Origin of the sequence: Pseudomonas khavaziana, assembly GCF_019145205.1 — a bacterium.
Lineage (GTDB): Bacteria > Pseudomonadota > Gammaproteobacteria > Pseudomonadales > Pseudomonadaceae > Aquipseudomonas > Aquipseudomonas khavaziana.
In genome coordinates this window covers 72,161-88,500 of record NZ_JAHSTT010000009.1, presented here as the reverse complement: position 1 = coordinate 88,500, position 16,340 = coordinate 72,161, and the positions used below count along the sequence as shown (strand labels likewise).

At 60.1% G+C, this 16,340-nt stretch carries 8 protein-coding genes; 5 read left to right on the top strand and 3 right to left on the bottom strand.

All coding sequences use genetic code 11. The features are described from left to right. Window positions 1–3: 3 nt before the first annotated feature. From KVH01_RS21005 to KVH01_RS20995, 3 genes are read left to right on the top strand one after another with little or no spacing between them, the layout of a single operon-like run. On the top strand, window positions 4–894 hold the full coding sequence (locus KVH01_RS21005; protein ID WP_217882746.1) for a MaoC/PaaZ C-terminal domain-containing protein: 891 nt from the start codon (window positions 4–6) through the stop codon (window positions 892–894). Next, window positions 891–2,189: an acetyl-CoA C-acetyltransferase gene (locus tag KVH01_RS21000; RefSeq protein WP_217882745.1), complete on the top strand. Its 1,299-nt coding sequence runs from the start codon at window positions 891–893 to the stop codon at window positions 2,187–2,189. Before KVH01_RS21005 ends, KVH01_RS21000 begins: the two co-directional genes overlap by 4 nt. Before the next feature lie 31 nt (window positions 2,190–2,220). Next, complete coding sequence (locus tag KVH01_RS20995; RefSeq protein WP_217882744.1) at window positions 2,221–3,924, top strand: AMP-binding protein; 1,704 nt, start codon at window positions 2,221–2,223, stop codon at window positions 3,922–3,924. 24 nt (window positions 3,925–3,948) lie between these two features. On the opposite strand, the gene KVH01_RS20990 is transcribed toward KVH01_RS20995, so the two are convergent. Further along, window positions 3,949–6,039 (bottom strand): M10 family metallopeptidase C-terminal domain-containing protein, encoded by a 2,091-nt coding sequence (locus KVH01_RS20990; RefSeq protein ID WP_264083710.1) that lies wholly within the window; start codon window positions 6,037–6,039, stop codon window positions 3,949–3,951. Between the two features lie 368 nt (window positions 6,040–6,407). Continuing rightward, a complete protein-coding gene (locus KVH01_RS20985; protein ID WP_217882743.1) occupies window positions 6,408–7,523 on the bottom strand; it encodes a Gfo/Idh/MocA family protein in 1,116 nt (371 codons plus the stop codon). A 331-nt stretch (window positions 7,524–7,854) separates the two neighbouring features. Here KVH01_RS20985 and KVH01_RS20980 point away from each other — a divergent pair, with 331 nt between their 5' ends. Further along, a complete protein-coding gene (locus tag KVH01_RS20980) occupies window positions 7,855–8,895 on the top strand; it encodes a WD40/YVTN/BNR-like repeat-containing protein (RefSeq protein WP_217882843.1) in 1,041 nt (346 codons plus the stop codon). Window positions 8,896–8,911: 16 nt separating this feature from the next. After that, window positions 8,912–11,287, top strand: a complete 2,376-nt coding sequence (locus KVH01_RS20975) for an efflux RND transporter permease subunit (protein ID WP_217882742.1) — start codon at window positions 8,912–8,914, stop codon at window positions 11,285–11,287. A 56-nt stretch (window positions 11,288–11,343) separates the two neighbouring features. Here KVH01_RS20975 and KVH01_RS20970 read toward each other — a convergent pair whose 3' ends face one another. Continuing rightward, the gene (locus tag KVH01_RS20970; protein ID WP_225924307.1) at window positions 11,344–16,293 is read right to left on the bottom strand and encodes a dermonecrotic toxin domain-containing protein; all 4,950 of its coding nucleotides are present in this window, start codon (window positions 16,291–16,293) and stop codon (window positions 11,344–11,346) included. Between the last annotated feature and the right edge of the window lie 47 nt (window positions 16,294–16,340).

Below are 16,340 nucleotides of genomic sequence, written 5' to 3'. Positions count from 1 at the left end.
TCGATGGATTACGTGACGCAGATTATCGACCCAGCGCCCTCGCGCACGCAGTTGTTGCTCGATGGCATGCGCGCCTTGCGCAAGCCCAAGCTCGACGGCGCGCCGTCGTTGCCCACGGCGCGACTGGTGCGCTCGGCGGTGGAGCTGTCGCCCGCAGGTATCGCCGCTTACGCCCGGGCCTGTGGCTTTCGGCGTGAACAGGGCGTGCCACTGTCCTATCCCCATGTGTTGGCATTCCCACTGCATTTGATGCTGCTGACCCGGCCAAGCTTCCCGTACCCGGCCAGCGGCATGGTGCACCTGGCCAATCGCATTCGCCAGCACCAACGCCTGCACGAGGGCCAGGCGCTGCGTCTGGAGGTGTATTGCGAGCGCTGGGTCGCCCATCCAAAAGGGCAGGCGCTGAGTATCGCCACCCGTGCCTACGGTGCTGACGCCCTGGTGTGGGAAAGCGACAGCCTGTACCTGCGTCGCGACGTCGACAGCCCTGTGGGTGAAGCCTGGAGTGACCCTTTGCCGCTGCAGGAAGACGGTTTATTGCGCACCCAACGCTGGGTATTGCCGGCTGATCTGGGGCGACGTTTTGCCAAGGTCTCGGGGGACTTCAATCCGATTCACACCTCGGTCATCGGCGCCAGGCTCTTCGGTTTCCGGCGTGCCATCGCCCATGGCATGTGGACCCTGGGGCGAGCATTGGCGGCGCAACAACCACCCGGAGGCTTGGATCAGGCCCAGGCCCACTGCGACTTCAAGTTGCCGATCTTCCTGCCCGGTCAGGTCGCCCTGTGGAACCGCCCGGTGACCGGCCCAAGGCGTGAGTTCGAAGTGCGCAATTTTGCTGGGGACAAACCCCATATGCGCGGGCTATTCATTTGGAAAGAGAGCCAGGCATGAGTGACTACAGCTTCAACCCGGCCCCGACCCGCCGCGTGGCGATCATCGGCGGCAACCGCATCCCGTTTGCGCGCTCCAATACGGTGTACGCCCACGACAGCAACCAGGATTTATTGGTCGCCGCTCTGCAAGGCCTGGTAGACCGCTACAACCTGCACGGCCAACGCCTGGGCGAGTTTGCCGCCGGGGCGGTGGTCAAGCATTCACGGGATTTCAACCTGGCCCGTGAGTCTTTATTGTCCACCACGCTGTCGCCGCAAACTCCGGCCTATGATGTGCAACAAGCCTGTGGCACCGGGCTTGAAGCGGCGCTGTTGGTGGCGAATAAAATCGCCCTCGGCCAGATCGAAGTCGGGATTGCCGGTGGCGCCGACACCACCTCCGACGCGCCTATCGGTATCAACGAAACCTTGCGCCATACCTTGCTTGCCGCCAATCGGGCCAAGGGCATGGGCGACAAGCTCAAGACCTTGCTGAAAGTGCGTCCATCGATGTTGTTCAAGCCGTTGTTACCGCGTAACGGCGAGCCGCGCACCGGCTTGTCCATGGGCGAGCACTGCGAGGAAATGGCCAAGCGCTGGCAAATCAAACGCCTGGCCCAGGACGAACTGACCCTCAGCAGTCACCAGCGCCTGGATGCGGCATACAAACGCGGTTTCTTCGACGATCTGATCAGCCCCCATCGCGGCCTGGCCCGCGACAACAACCTGCGCGCCGATATCAGCCTGGAAAAACTCGCGGGCCTGTCGCCGGCATTCGACCGGCGCAACGGCACACTCACCGCCGGCAACTCCACGCCGCTGACCGACGGCGCCTCGGTGGTGCTGCTCGCCAGTGAAGAATGGGCCAGCGCCAACGGCTGGCCGGTGCTGGCTTATTTGCGCACGGGTGAGACGGCGGCGGTGAATTTTGTCGACGGCACCGAGGGCCTGCTGATGGCGCCGGCCTACGCCGTACCGCGCATGCTTGAGCGCGAGGGCTTGAGTTTTGCCGACTTCGATTTATTCGAGATCCACGAAGCCTTTGCCGCCCAGGTGCTGTGTACGCTCAAGGCCTGGGAAGACCCCGAGTATTGCCGCGAGCGCCTCGGCTTGGACGCTCCCCTGGGCGCCATCGACCGCAGCAAGATGAACGTCAACGGCGGCTCACTGGGCTGCGGCCACCCCTTTGCCGCCACCGGTGGCCGGCAACTGGCGGCACTGGCCAAGGCGATCCATGAACGCGGTGGTGGTCGCGGCCTGATCTCGATCTGTGCGGCGGGCGGGTTGGGCATCACCGCCATCGTCGAAAAGTAACGCTGTCAAAAACAACAATAAGGACACTGCCATGAACGCTATCAGCCTGGAACACAGCGAACGCATCTGGTTGAACGCTTACCTGCCCGGCGTTCCGGCCGACATCGATGCCGGGATCGAAGACTACCCGTCATTGCGTGAAGTGTTCCTGGAACACCTGGAAAAATTCCACGAGCGGGTCGCCTACGTCAGCATCGGCACCGAAATGACCTACGCCGACTGGCAGGTCCAGGGCATTGCGTTTGCGGCTTGGCTGCAGGGCCAGGGCGTGAAGAAGGGCGACCGCGTGGCGCTGATGATGCCCAACTGCTTGCAGTACCCGATTTGCCTGTTGGGTACGATCCTGGCCGGGGCAGTGGTGGTCAACGTCAACCCGTTGTACACCGCCCATGAACTCAAGCATCTGCTCAAGGACAGCGGCGCCGAGACCGTGGTGATCTTCGAGAATTTTGCCCACACCCTGGAAAAAGCCATGGCAGGCAGCAGCGTCAAGCGCGTGGTGGTCGCGGCGATCGGTGATTTGTTGGGCACCTTCAAGGGCGCGGCGATGAACTTCATCCTGCGGCGTGTGCAGAAACAGGTGCCAGCCTTCAAGCTGCCCGGCGCGCTGCGTTTCAATCAGGTGATGAAACAGGGCAGGGCGCTGAATCATCTGCCGGTCACCCTGGATCGCGACGAACTCGCCTTTTTGCAATATACCGGCGGCACCACTGGCGATGCCAAGGGAGTGATGCTCAGCCATCGCAATATCATCGCCAACCTATTGCAAGCCAAGGCCTGGGTCGGCGACCAACTGGACCAGCACAAGCAGGAAACCAACGTGACCCTGCTGCCGCTGTATCACATCTTTTCCCTGACGGTGAACTGCCTGATGTTCATGTGCCTGGGCGGGCGCAATATCCTGATCGCCAACCCGCGGGACGTGAAGCGCGTGCAGATGATCCTGCGCAAAGAGCGCTTCAACGGGATTGCCGGGGTCAATACGTTGTTCAACGGCTTGCTGGAGAACAAGGAGTTCTGCGCAAGGGACTTTTCCGACCTGCGCCTGGTGATCGCCGGTGGCATGGCCACCCACACCGCCGTGGCCAAGCGCTGGAAAGAAGTCACCGGGCTGCCGATCGTCGAAGGTTACGGGCTGACCGAATGTTCGCCGGTGGTGAGCATCAGCCCCATCGATATTTCACGCATGCGCGAGATGGAATTCACCGGCAGCATCGGTGTGCCGCTGCCATCGACCTGGGTGCGCTTTATGCGCGAAGACGGCGAGCTGGCGGATATCGGCGAGCAAGGCGAACTGCAAGTACGCGGCCCGCAAGTGATGCAGGGCTACTGGCAGCGCCCCAAGGAAACCGCCGAGGTGCTGGACGCCGAGGGCTGGCTGTCCACCGGTGATATCGGGGTGATGGACGCCCGCGGCTATATCCGCCTGGTGGACCGCAAGAAGGACATGATCCTGGTCTCGGGTTTTAACGTGTACCCCAATGAAATCGAGGATGTGGTGGCGATGCACCCGGGTGTCAGCGAAGTGGCCGCCATTGGCGTGGACGATGCGGTGAGCGGGGAAAAGGTCAAGATCATCGTGGTGCGCAAGGACCCGGACCTGACCCAGGAGCAGATCCTCGCGCACTGCCGGGAATACTTGACGGGGTACAAGGTGCCGCGGTATGTGGAGTTTCGCAGTACCGAGCTGCCCAAGACGACGGTTGGCAAGGTACTGCGGCGGGCGTTGCGCTGACACTCTCGACGTTGTCAGCAATGGTCAGAGGTAACCATCATCCTGAATGTTGAGGCCAATGACATCCTCGCTGTAGATCGGCCGAGTGCTTTTGATCAGAAAGTCAGTCTTGCGATCACCCGTCAGATCAATGGCGAGGAAGTACCGCTGGGTATTCGGGTTGAAGGTCAGGAGGGTATCGCCCGGTCGTCCGCTGTATTGACTGACGTGGTTGAGAGTGACCTGTGTGTTTTTACTAAGACTGCTCAAGTCGATCTTGTCTTGGCCTGTGGTGAAGTCCATGAGCAAGTCCGGGTTGTTGCGCGTGGAGTCGCTGGCGGTCTGGTAGGTGAACGTGTTGAAGCCACCATTACCGGCCAGGTGGTCGGCTCCGCCCCCGCCGATCAACACGTTATCGCCGCTGTTTCCGGCAATACGGTCGCTGCCTTTGCCGCCAATGGCATTTTCGATGAGGGTGTCGGGCGTGATGTACACATTGTCAGTCAAGCCACCGACGCTTGAGCGCGAATTCGGCGCCAGGTTGATTCGCTGGGCTTGCGCGAAACCGGAAAAGTCCAGAGTGTCATTACCCTTTAGGTCATGCACGCTGAAAGCCGGTTTGTCTGTGGGCGACGAGAGGCTGGTTTCACGCTGGCCGGTATTGGCGTTGAAGCCGTAAACGGTGTCGGCCGCATCGCATTCTGAGCGTGGGGGCGTGACAGGAAGCGGCGGCGCGGGGGCCGGCTTGGGTACAGGAATAGGCTTACGTTCTGGTTCTGGTTCTGGTTTTGGCGGCACGACAGGTGTAACCGGCGCATCTGGTGTAACGGGTATATCGGGCGTAGCCCCTGTCAAGATATCGCCAGGTTTTATCGGGCTTTTGCTCAGGATCACCAGCGCGGATCCAGGGTCGCCATTCACATTTAGAATCAGCCTGTACAGCTTGATGTTTGCATCGTAGTCCAGCGTCAGTTCACCTTTGCGCCCCGTGTGTTGGTCAACGAGTTGAGGAGTCTGGAGGCCCGCTTTTTTCAACAACCCAGATAGATCGATCTTGTCGATACCGCTTGTGAAGTCCGTGAGCATATCCGGGTTTTCAGCCGGTGAGTCGCTGGCCCGGTTATAGACAAAGGTATCTGCGCCTCCACCCCCTGTCAGCGTGTCGCCTCCTGCCCCTCCCGTCATGCGGTTGTTGACGTGATTGCCAATCAACACATCGTGCCCGGAGCCGCCGATGGCATTTTCCATGACCACGCCCTTGGCGATGGAGACGTTGCCCATGCGACCGCCCACATCCGAGAGTGTCTCGGCGCCCAGGTTGATCTTTTGATTTTGCTTGAAACCGGAAAAATCCAAGGTGTCTTCGCCACCCCCATCCCAGACACAAAAGTTGGTCAACTCGTCGGCTGAGGTCAACGTATAGTGGTCACGCTCAGTGTTGGAGTTGAAACCATAAGTTGTATTTCCTTTTCGAGTTTCGTAATTGGGTTCGTATAAGCGTTGAACGGCTGCGATATCGTGCATGGCCGGGGTCAAGTTGCTATCCGAAACACTCGCGCCGCGCTCGTCGGCGGGGCGCCACCATTTGTTTTTGTAACTCATGGCCGTGTGCGTTTGGCTGTTTTCGGGATAGTTCTGGTTGGGATGTTGTAATCCCAGGCTATGACCAAGTTCATGAATCATCGACGAATGAGGGGGAGAGTTCCTGTTGCCTACCCCGATGCCTATATTTGCCGTTCCCTGGTCATTTGGCATGGTCGCGTACCCGCCGACCCCATTGTTGGCGTGAAGGACAAAAAATGCATCTGCATGCTTGGCGTTTTCGGTGAACTTGACCTTGACCACGTCTTCCCAAGCCTTGATCGCGCTCCTGAACGCTTTCTTTCTGGCCTGGCTGAATTCAAGTGCACCACCGCCCTTGAGCCAGGCTGTTTGCGGGTCTGTGGCGTCGAAGAACTTGTAAGAAACGGATAATTGGCCATCGCCATTCTTGTCCTTTAATTTAAAGTTGTCGCGGGTCAGTTGCTGGGCAACTTTGTCTGATAGAGAGGACGAGGCTTGCAGTGGAGTGTCGCCAGTAGGGGGTTGGATTTGTCGGTGCAGGTGCATTGGCGCGTGAGTTTCGTTACTTAGCATGTTTATGCCTCGCAGATGTTTGGTTTGTATGAGTGCGTAAGAGGGGTTTGAGTGTCGGGCGCGGATTAAGGTGGCGTGATTCTTTACGGAAGGCCAGAGGGTATTTATGTCGATGTGTGATTAAAAGTTTAGAGTTTTTAAAGGCGGGTGTGTGTGCGCTGGCTGCGTGTGAAGTGTGTTTTTTTGAAGGGGGTATACAGCTATTTGAAGTTAGGAAAAGTGACTGATTGAAGTGCGATCAAACAAGTTTTTACTTGAGTTGAATAATGGTCAGCGCTTCATCCCTGCGAACACACTGATGGATAGGCCGGACAGTGCACGCCGACCCTGTAGGTAAGGGCGGCGTTTAACCGGCAGATCAGCGTGCTCTACAGTTCGTTGACCTTGACCCAGCGTTCTTCGCGCGCCGCCGTACGAATTGCCGTCGCCAGCCTCTCGACTGCCCACGCCGCCTCGAAGTCCGTTCCATCGGCACCCTGGCCAGCCAGCGCCATGATCAACTCCTGCACCTCCAGCGTCTTCAGCTCGTTGTAGCCCAACTGGTGCCCCGCCGCCGGGCTGAATGCGGCATAGCCGGGCAGGGCGGGGCCGGCGAGCAGGCGTTGGAAACCGTCCTGGCCGATGCGGTACAGGCGCAGTTCATTCAAGCGTTCCTGGTCGAACGCCAAGGTGCCTTTGGTCCCGCTGATCTCAAAGCCCAAGTGATTCTTGTAGCCGTGCTTGAGCCAACTGCTGCTTACCGTGCCGCGGGCACCGTTGGCAAAGCGCAGCAGGGCATGCACCTGGTCATCCACAGCAATCGGTTTCAAAGTGCTGCTGCCCTGGGTGACGGGCCGTTGAGCGTGGACGGTCTGGGTATCGGCGCACACACTGACCACATCACCGACCAGATAGCGCGCCATTGACAGTAGATGACTGCCCAGGTCGGCCAGGGCACCACCGGCGTGTTCGACTTCACACCGCCACGACCAGGGGGAGCCCGGGTCGGCCATGAAGTCCTCGCTGAATTCACCCTGGAAGCTGATGATCTCGCCGAGGTCGCCCTTGGCAATCATTTGCTTTGCCAGCACGATCATCGGGTTGTGCTGGTAGTTGTAGCCGACTCGCGTCACTACCCCGGCGGCACTGGCGGCGCGGCGCATGGCGTCGGCTTGCTCGAGGCTGACGGCCAGGGGTTTCTCGCAATACACCGCCTTGCCCGCCGCGATGGCGGCCATGGCCATGGGATAGTGCAAATGGTTGGGCGTGGTGATGGCTACGACGTCGACCTTGGGGTCGTCGATCAGTGCCTGCCAGTCGCCATGGGCCCGGGCAAAGCCCCAGGCGTCAGCGCACCGCTGGGCGCGTTCGGTGTCGGCATCGGCCAGGGCGGCCAGCTTGAGGTGCACCGGTAGTTCAAACACCGCCCGCGCGTTATTGAACGCCAGCGCGTGGGCGCGGCCCATGAAGCCTGTACCGATCAGGCCGATTCCGAGTTCACGCATAGCCGTGGTCCTTTGGATTATTGTTTTCAGGATGGCTATTAATGGAATAAATCTTCGTTTAATTCAATAGGTGGAATAAAAATTCATTTTTCGTCAGTAAGTGTGCCACGCGCCTTGGGTTCATCATTTCTGCTGATAAAGCCATATTCACCCCTGGCCAAATGCCGCCAGTTAACAAAAGATAACGCAGCGCCGATTGTCAGACGATTCCAAAGCCCGATAGGATGGCCCCTGCTTACTCCAGGCGCTCTAGATTGCAGGTTTCACGGCCCTGGAAGATGAGATGACCTAACAATAATAAATGGGAGAAAGGTCTATGAGTGAGCCTGTCATGGGTTGGGTTGTTTGCCGCCCACGTGCCGCGCGCAGGGTTGCGTTGCTGGCCACAGCGCTCTCGCTGCTTGCCGGTGCCGTGTTGTCGACGCCGGTGCTGGCCGCCAGCGATGCCACCGCCGCCGCGGTATCGGCGATTGAATCACCCAAGGCTGCCAAAGGCTTGATGATCGACGTAGCCCACGCAGGCAAACGTCTGGTGGCGGTCGGTGATCGCGGGCATATCCTCTATTCCGATGACCAGGGCAACACCTGGACTCAAGCCAAGGTGCCCACCCGGCAACTGCTCACGGCGGTGTTTTTCGTCGACGACCAACGTGGCTGGGCCGTCGGTCATGATGCGCAAATCCTTGCCAGTGCCGATGGCGGCGCCACCTGGGCCCAGCAATATCAAGACCTCAAGCGCGAAGCCCCGTTGCTCGATGTGTGGTTCAACGATGCCAACCATGGCCTCGCCGTGGGCGCCTATGGTGCGCTGATCGAAACCACCGACGGCGGCACGTCCTGGAACGACGTCAGTGACCGTCTCGATAACGAAGACCAGTTCCACCTCAACGCCATTGCTTCGATCAAGGACGCCGGCCTGTTCATCGTCGGCGAGCAAGGCAGCATGTTCCGCTCCGGCGACGACGGCCAGACCTGGGAAAAACTCGAAGGCCCCTATGAGGGCTCGCTGTTTGGCGTGATCAGCACGGCGCAGCCGCAGACCCTGCTGGCTTATGGTTTGCGCGGCAACCTGTACCGCTCTACCGATTTTGGCAGCACCTGGGATCAGGTCGAGCTCAATGCCACACGCGGTGCGTTGGAGTTCGGCTTGTCTGGGGCGACGTTGCTCGATGATGGCTCCATTGTCGTCGTCGGCAACGGCGGCAGCGTGGTGGTCAGTCATGACGACGGCCAGACGTTCAGCGTATTCAATCGCCCGGACCGGATATCACTCTCGGCGGTCACGGCTGCAGGCAACGGCAACTTGATTCTGGTCGGGCAGGGTGGCGTTCGTGTCGCCACGCCCGCTGGCGCCGAACTCGTAAAACAATAATAAGGGCGGGGAAAGCATGAGCAGTCATCACAACGATAAAGCGACCTTTCTTGAGCGCCTGATCTTCAACAATCGCCCGGCGGTGATCGTCATCTGCCTGCTGGTGAGCGTGTTCCTGTTCTGGCAGGCGACCTTGATTCGCCCGTCCACCAGCTTTGAAAAGATGATCCCCCTCAAGCACCCCTTCATCGAAAAGATGATGGAGCACCGCAACGACCTGGCCAACCTGGGCAATACCGTGCGTATCTCGGTGGAGGCCAAGGACGGCGACATCTTCACTAAGGAGTACATGGAGACCCTGCGGCAGATCAACGACGAGGTCTTCTACATCTCCGGCGTCGATCGCTCGGGCCTCAAATCATTGTGGAGCCCCAGCGTGCGCTGGACCGAAGTGACCGAAGAAGGTTTTGCCGGTGGCGAAGTCATCCCGCAGAGCTACAACGGCTCGCCGCAAAGCCTCGACCAGCTGCGTAACAACGTGCTCAAGTCCGGCCAGGTCGGGCGTCTGGTGGCCAACGACTTCAAGTCGAGTATCGTCGATATCCCGCTGCTGGAGTCCTACCCGGACCCGCAGGACCAGGGCAAGTTGCTGGCCTTGGACTACCAGAAGTTTTCCCATGAACTTGAGGACAAGATCCGCAACAAGTTCGAGGCGCAAAACCCTAATGTAAAAATCCACATTGTCGGTTTCGCCAAGAAAGTCGGCGACTTGATCGATGGCTTGATCATGGTGGTGCTGTTCTTTGGCATCGCCTTCATGATCACCCTGGTGCTGCTCTACTGGTTCACTTGGTGCATCCGCAGCACCATCGCCGTGTTGATCACCACCCTGGTGGCGGTGGTCTGGCAGTTGGGCTTGATGCACGCGGTCGGCTTCGGGTTGGACCCATACTCAATGCTGGTGCCGTTCCTGATCTTCGCCATCGGTATTTCCCACGGCGTGCAGAAGATCAACGGTATCGCCCTGCAATCCAGTGACGCCGATAACGCCCTGACCGCCGCACGGCGTACTTTCCGCCAGTTGTTTCTGCCGGGAATGATTGCGATCCTCGCCGACGCTGTCGGTTTTATCACGCTGCTGATCATCGATATCGGCGTGATCCGCGAGCTGGCCATTGGGGCTTCCATCGGTGTGGCAGTGATCGTGTTTACCAACCTGATCCTGCTGCCGGTGGCGATCTCCTACGTGGGTATCAGCAAGCGCGCGATTGAGCGCAGTAAAAAGGACGCGCACCGCGAACACCGTTTCTGGCGGCTGCTGTCCAAGTTCGCCAGCCCTAAAGTCGCGCCGGTCTCGATCTTCCTCGCCCTGATCGCCTTTGGCGGCGGTCTCTGGTACAGCCAGAACCTGAAGATCGGCGACCTTGACCAAGGTGCCCCGGAACTGCGCCCGGACTCGCGCTACAACAAAGACAACAACTTCATCATCAGCAATTACTCCACCAGTTCCGACGTGCTGGTGGTGATGGTCAAGACCAAGTCCGAAGGATGCTCGCGCTATGAAGCCATGGCGCCCATCGACCAGTTGATGTGGAAGATGCAGAACACCGAGGGCGTGCAGTCGGCAATCTCGTTGGTGACCGTGTCCAAGCAGATGATCAAGGGTATGAACGAAGGCAACCTGAAATGGGAAACCCTGTCGCGTAACCCGGACGTGCTCAATAACTCCATCGCCCGCGCCGATGGTCTGTACAACAACAATTGCTCCCTGGCGCCGGTGCTGGTGTTCCTCAACGATCACAAGGCCGAAACCCTCGACCGCGCCGTGCATGCGGTGCAGGACTTCGCCAAGGAGAACAACAAGGACGGCCTGGAGTTTATCCTCGCCGCCGGCAATGCCGGGATCGAAGCGGCCACCAATGAGGTGATCAAGGAGTCGGAGTTGATCATCCTGATCCTGGTGTACCTGTGCGTGGCGACCATGTGCATGATCACCTTCCGTTCCTGGGCGGCGACCCTGTGCATCGTGCTGCCGCTGGTATTGACGTCGGTACTGGGCAACGCGCTGATGGCGTTCATGGGCATCGGCGTGAAGGTCGCGACCTTGCCGGTGGTGGCCCTGGGCGTGGGGATTGGCGTGGACTACGGCATCTATATCTACAGTCGCCTGGAAAGTTTCCTGCGTGCCGGCTTGCCGCTGCAAGAGGCGTACTACCAGACGTTGAAATCCACCGGCAAGGCCGTGCTGTTCACCGGCCTGTGCCTGGCCATCGGTGTATGCACCTGGATCTTCTCGGCCATCAAGTTCCAGGCCGACATGGGCCTGATGCTGACCTTCATGCTGCTGTGGAACATGTTCGGCGCACTGTGGCTGCTGCCGGCCCTGGCGCGGTTCCTGATCAAGCCGGAGAAGCTGGCGGGGCAGAAGGGCAATTCGTTGTTTGCTCACTGAGCCCCTTCAAGGCTCGTGCTGCAGGAGCGAGCAGACTCGCTCCTGCAGCGCCAGGGTTATAGCTTCAGGAACAGTTTCTGATCCAGCGGTGGCTTGATCTGGGTCCGCAGGATGCGATCGATGGACGAGTTATCCTGGCCGGCCTGGCGCACCAGGTCCTTTTGGGTCAGGTAGCGCTGCTCCGGAATCTTCAAGTGCGCAGCGCTGTAGTTTTCCACGGGCGAGTTTGCCTTGGGGTAATGGAAGTGCGCATACCACAAGTCCTTGAGCCCGTTTTTATCGCGTATCGCGTACTCGGTGAGAACGTCGCCGCCCTTGAGCGGTTTATGGCGCTTGACCAGGCCGATATCAACGCGGCCATGGGTCCATAGGTAATCGATATTCTCCGGCCGAGGCGCCTGGCGTAGATACCCATCGCACCGGTGGGCAATAGCCTGCTGGCGCATGTGTTCCACCGCGTTGCGCCATTGCTCCACCAGGGTTGCGGTTTGGCTATCGGCCTTGTGATTGGCCTGCGCTTCCCGTACTACCTGTTCAAGACGATCCGCCTGGGCTTCGAGCATGTCGCTCCAGTCCTGGGGGTTGACGGATTCCCGTTGCGCCGGGTCATCGAGCTTCCTTTTCTGGAATTGAATCGAGCGTTCGATGGGCGCCTGCTCATCCATCAACTTGCGCGCCGTACCGATATACGCCGACAAAGGTTTAGGCGCGGGTACCGAAGTTGGTTTGAGCGCTACTGGCTTGACCACCTGCACCCATTCGCCTTCGTCCTGATGCCAGCTGTAGGTCCTCAGTGCCTGGCCGCTCTGGGGGTCAAGTACGTCGATGATCGGCACCGTCTCCCCAGGTTGCTTGTCGCGCAGGGTGCCGACCAAGGTTTGCTTGTCGCGGGTCTTGAACACTCGCTTGCTGGCCGACTTGCGTGCCCGATCTTCCCGGCGGAGCACCAAAGGTGGCAGGTGTTGTTCTTCGCGGATCAGGTCGGCCAGTTCAGCCTGGGCCTGGGTGATGACGTTTTGCAGGCATTGAACGAAGAACTCGCCATAAACCGGCCTGACGCTTTCGGGGCTGATGTCCTGTAGGGCCTGGGTGTTGCGCAGCTCGGCCTGGTATCTGTCGATCAAGTTGCTGAGTACCGCGATACGTTCGTCGGCGGTATAGCCCTCGTGCTGCTGCAACTCGATGTGGGACATGGACACCGCATTGAGCTCGGCACGGTTGAAGCGATCAAGGAAGAACCTTTTCTCGGGAGCGTTAGTCGGGACCATACGGTCGATGCTCAACTCGCGCAGCGTGCTCAGTTGCTCCAGCCGGCTCGTCAGCAGCAGATCTGCCGGTGGTTGTTGAGTGCTCCTGATAAAGATCTCTGCCTGTTTCTTGTTGACCGGCGAGTCGTTTTTCCATTCATCGAGAAACGCTTCATAGGCGTTGCCCGCCTTCATCAAGCGGGCCAGGCGCATCTCGCGCAGGCTCATGGCTTCCACCATTTCAGCGTAGGCCCCCGGCTGATTGGCGCGGACCCTGTCTGCCAGGGCGGCCATCGGTTCACCCGAGGGGGCATGGGTAAACTCATCGGCGTCGTACAAATGATCGACATAGATCGAACGCAGGATTTCGGCGATTGCCCGGTATTCGCCACCACGCACTTCTCTGAACACTTCCAGATCCATGGCGGGGTTATCGCTGCGTACTGCCTGGATCGCGTCTTTGCGGCCATCAATCGTGAAGCTGGCGTAGCGTTGATAGTCATCCAGGCGCTGGCGTAGCAATGCGGTCAGGTTGCGGTTGTTGCTCAGCTCCTGCTGGTAGCGATCGGTGAAGTCGGCGGCGCGCCCACTGCTGTTGACCAGGCCCCAGAGCGTTCTGAGGGTTTTATCTGACTTTTTCAGGCTCTGCTCGGTTTGCTGGAGACGCTCTCGGGCACTCATCATGAGTACCTCCATGGGCAGCACACGCTGCCTGTGGGACGCGAAGCTTTTAAGCATGGCTTCACCCTGAGTGGCGTTTGCCTCGAGGGTGGTTTGTATCCGGTCACTGACGGGCATACCGCCCTTGAGCCGAGGAGCAATATCGAACTGCCAATGACCCTGGCCGTCGTGCTTCAAGGATGGACCGGTGCGCGCCTTGTCGTGCTCATCTATTACAAAAAAGCCGTCGAGATCCCTGGCCACCCTGAACCAGTGGTTATCGATATGAGCATGCAGTTTGTCGTCGATAAGGTAGAGACCTTGGGTCTTCCCACTTTGAATCGGTGTGACCTCGCGGGCCGGTGCCGGCACGCTGAAGGTGTTGATATAGGCGCGCTGGGCCGGGCTCAGGCCCCGCAGGCTGGAGAAGGCAAAGTCGAACGGCTGGTTGCTGTCGAGCAACCCGCTGGGCGCAGGCGCGTCTTCTTCGATCAGCACCTGGGTGGGCGGCGGAGTGTCGTCAGTGCGCCGCAGCGGGATCGACACTTGCGCACGCTCGATAAAGGGCACCTTGCCCAAGGGCCGCACGGCGGCCTCGCTGGGCGTGGAATGACTCAACAATGTAGCGACATTCACCAGCAGGTCCACCATCGCCTGCGTGGTGTCGGCATTGGTCGACTCAGTGGCGTGCTTGATGTCGTTTTCAACACTGGCCAGTTGCAGCAGCCAGCCGGCCATGGCCCCTGGGCCGCGCAGCACCGGAAGCAGGGTATTGAACAACAGCCAGCCCAATTCCTTGTGCAGCGCCCAGCGGCTTTGGGCGTCAGAGGTGGACTGGCCTTGGGCAAGGGTCACCAGGCTTTGGGCATTGCTGTTGTACAGGTACTGCATCAGATTGCCGTCGAGCAGGTCGCTTCTGAGCGTGCGGGCCGCAGCAAAATCCTCGAGGGCCAATGCCGTCGGGGCTGGTGTCGGCGGGGCGTCGAACTCATTGAACACACCGTAGCGGGCGACATGGGGCGTCTTGAAACCGCCATTGCCGTACACCGCGCGGGCTTTGTCGTCGGGCAGCCAGGCCAGGATACTCTGTTGCAACTCACCCGGTGCCTGGATGGCAGCCAGCAGCGCGTCACGGCTGGCGAACTCGAGCAGCGCCGGCGAGAGCATCGGGCGATAGAGCAGATGCGGGCCGCGGGCCGGGTCCAGTGGCTCGATCAGGAACATATTGGCCACCTCATCCGGTGTCGCGCCAGGTTTGCGCAGGAACGCCAGGGGGCGCACAGTTATCTCCTGTTCGTCGACCCTGCGCGGGCCGGTGCCAGGCCGGGTTACGGCCTCGACAAAGCGGTAGCCTTGCGCGGTGATACCGGCTTGACCTTTGAGCTTGAGTTCCAGGGCCTGCATGTTCAGTTGCAGCGGCACCTGCTCGGCAAACAATGCGGCGCGCTCCCGGGCGACTGCGGTGTCGCTGAGCAGGCGCTGGTTCAGCAGGGCGGGGTAGCGCTCACCGATGTTGACCGTGCTGATCAGGTCCTTGAGCTCCTGCGGCATCTGGGGGTCGGTCATCGGCTGCCCGCGCAGGCGAATATCCATGCTGCCTTTTGGCAGGCCGGCGAGGTTAGCCAGGGCCATGTCCACCAGGCTCATCTTGATCGGCTCAATGTAGCCGCCGGCAAGGGTGCCTACGGCAACCTTGAAAGTGATCTCCAGGTCGCTTGCGCTATAGCCCTTGGAGGCCAGTTGGGCATTGAGCTGTTGTTCGGCATACGTGCGGATATCAGGGATATCGTTGAGAAAGGTTAGCCCCTGATGACGCGCTACGCTGCTGGCCAGGGCGAGGGTGTTGCGCTGGTAGGCAAGCCGCTCGGCCGCGCTGGCGTTGTTAAGCCACGCCGGCAGGTTACGCTTCATTTGCGCCAGCCTCCCTGGCGCTGTGCTCGGCTGGCTGTTGAACAGCTCAGCCGTGTCGGTGGCCTGGGAAAACAGTTGCTCGAGGTCGTCCACCTGCATGCTCGCCGGTAGGTGGATGGCCTGCAGGTTGTGCAACTGGCGATTGAGGATCACAGCGGCCTGGGTGTCGAAAATATTGCCGTCTGGCTCGACGCGCTTCCAGGACAGATGATCGAAGCTCAGTTGCCCTTCGAGCTGCTTGGACAGGGCCGCGGCGAACGCCTCCATCGAGGCATGGGGCGTCACCACACCCGCGGGCGTCACCTGCAATATCAGGTTCTGGCCGTTGACCTGGCGGGTGATCAACAGGTCGGGGTTCACAAGGGTGGCGGCGGTAGCGGCCTGTTTCAATGTGGTCTGCACCATGAAGACCTGCGCAGCGTCGGTGCCGACCACTTGTCGGCGCTGCGCGCTATCGGGGTAACGTACGATCTGGTCGAGGGTCTCGCGCTGCACCGCGCTCAGGCCCGGTTGTTGCAGGCCCGCCACGCGTACGGTGTCATTGAGACTGTCGCTGAGCCAAAGCCAGTGGCTGGTAGCGCTGGCGGTATCCTGGCTCCAGAACCGGGTCAGGGCCTCTGCGTACGCGTCCACAAGGTGGGGGCGCAGGCTACGGATGGCCAGCTCGACAATGCGCGTATCCAGGGGTTCGCTACGCTTGCTGGCATCGACGACGCTCAGGGGGTTGGCGGAGTGGGATTCGACCCATTGACTCTGCGCCGTGAAGCCCAGCTCGCTGCCGGTTGCCAGGTGTTCGAGGGCCAGGTCCAGCAGTGGCGTCAGTTTGTACTGCACCGAATCGGTCGGCAGGCGGGTCGCCAGGGAAGTATTGGCGCTGTTGAAGTCCAGCGTCGGGTAATGGCGCTTGAGGGCCTCGTCCAGCATGCCCGCAACCACTGAACGCACCGTTGGCCGGCTGGCGAACTGGCTGGCGACCACCTCGGCGGGTGAGTTGGCCGGTAGCGCCGGCATTTCGCTGAGCCTGCTCTGGAGGGTAGAGGGCGCGCGTATCGGTGTCGGCAAGTTCGAGCGTCGGGGCTGCGGACCGGCGAGTGATGGCTGGTCGACCTTTGGCTCAAGGGGGAGTGGCGCAGGTTCGGCGGGTAGCGTGGCGGTAAACATGCGAGGGTTGTTTCTGATCGATTGCATGGAGCAATTCCTTTGCTGGGATGGAAATCGAGCAAGAAAAATATCGC

Bases quoted from the DNA above. Each gene is read 5' to 3' on its own strand.
- KVH01_RS20995 (WP_217882744.1), top strand. From the start codon at position 2,221: ATGAACGCTATCAGCCTGGAACACAGCGAACGCATCTGGTTGAACGCT.
- KVH01_RS21005 (WP_217882746.1), top strand. From the start codon at position 4: ATGGATTACGTGACGCAGATTATCGACCCAGCGCCCTCGCGCACGCAG.
- KVH01_RS20990 (WP_264083710.1), bottom strand. From the start codon at position 6,039: ATGCTAAGTAACGAAACTCACGCGCCAATGCACCTGCACCGACAAATC.
- KVH01_RS20980 (WP_217882843.1), top strand. From the start codon at position 7,855: ATGGGTTGGGTTGTTTGCCGCCCACGTGCCGCGCGCAGGGTTGCGTTG.
- KVH01_RS21000 (WP_217882745.1), top strand. From the start codon at position 891: ATGAGTGACTACAGCTTCAACCCGGCCCCGACCCGCCGCGTGGCGATC.
- KVH01_RS20970 (WP_225924307.1), bottom strand. From the start codon at position 16,293: ATGCAATCGATCAGAAACAACCCTCGCATGTTTACCGCCACGCTACCC.
- KVH01_RS20985 (WP_217882743.1), bottom strand. From the start codon at position 7,523: ATGCGTGAACTCGGAATCGGCCTGATCGGTACAGGCTTCATGGGCCGC.
- KVH01_RS20975 (WP_217882742.1), top strand. From the start codon at position 8,912: ATGAGCAGTCATCACAACGATAAAGCGACCTTTCTTGAGCGCCTGATC.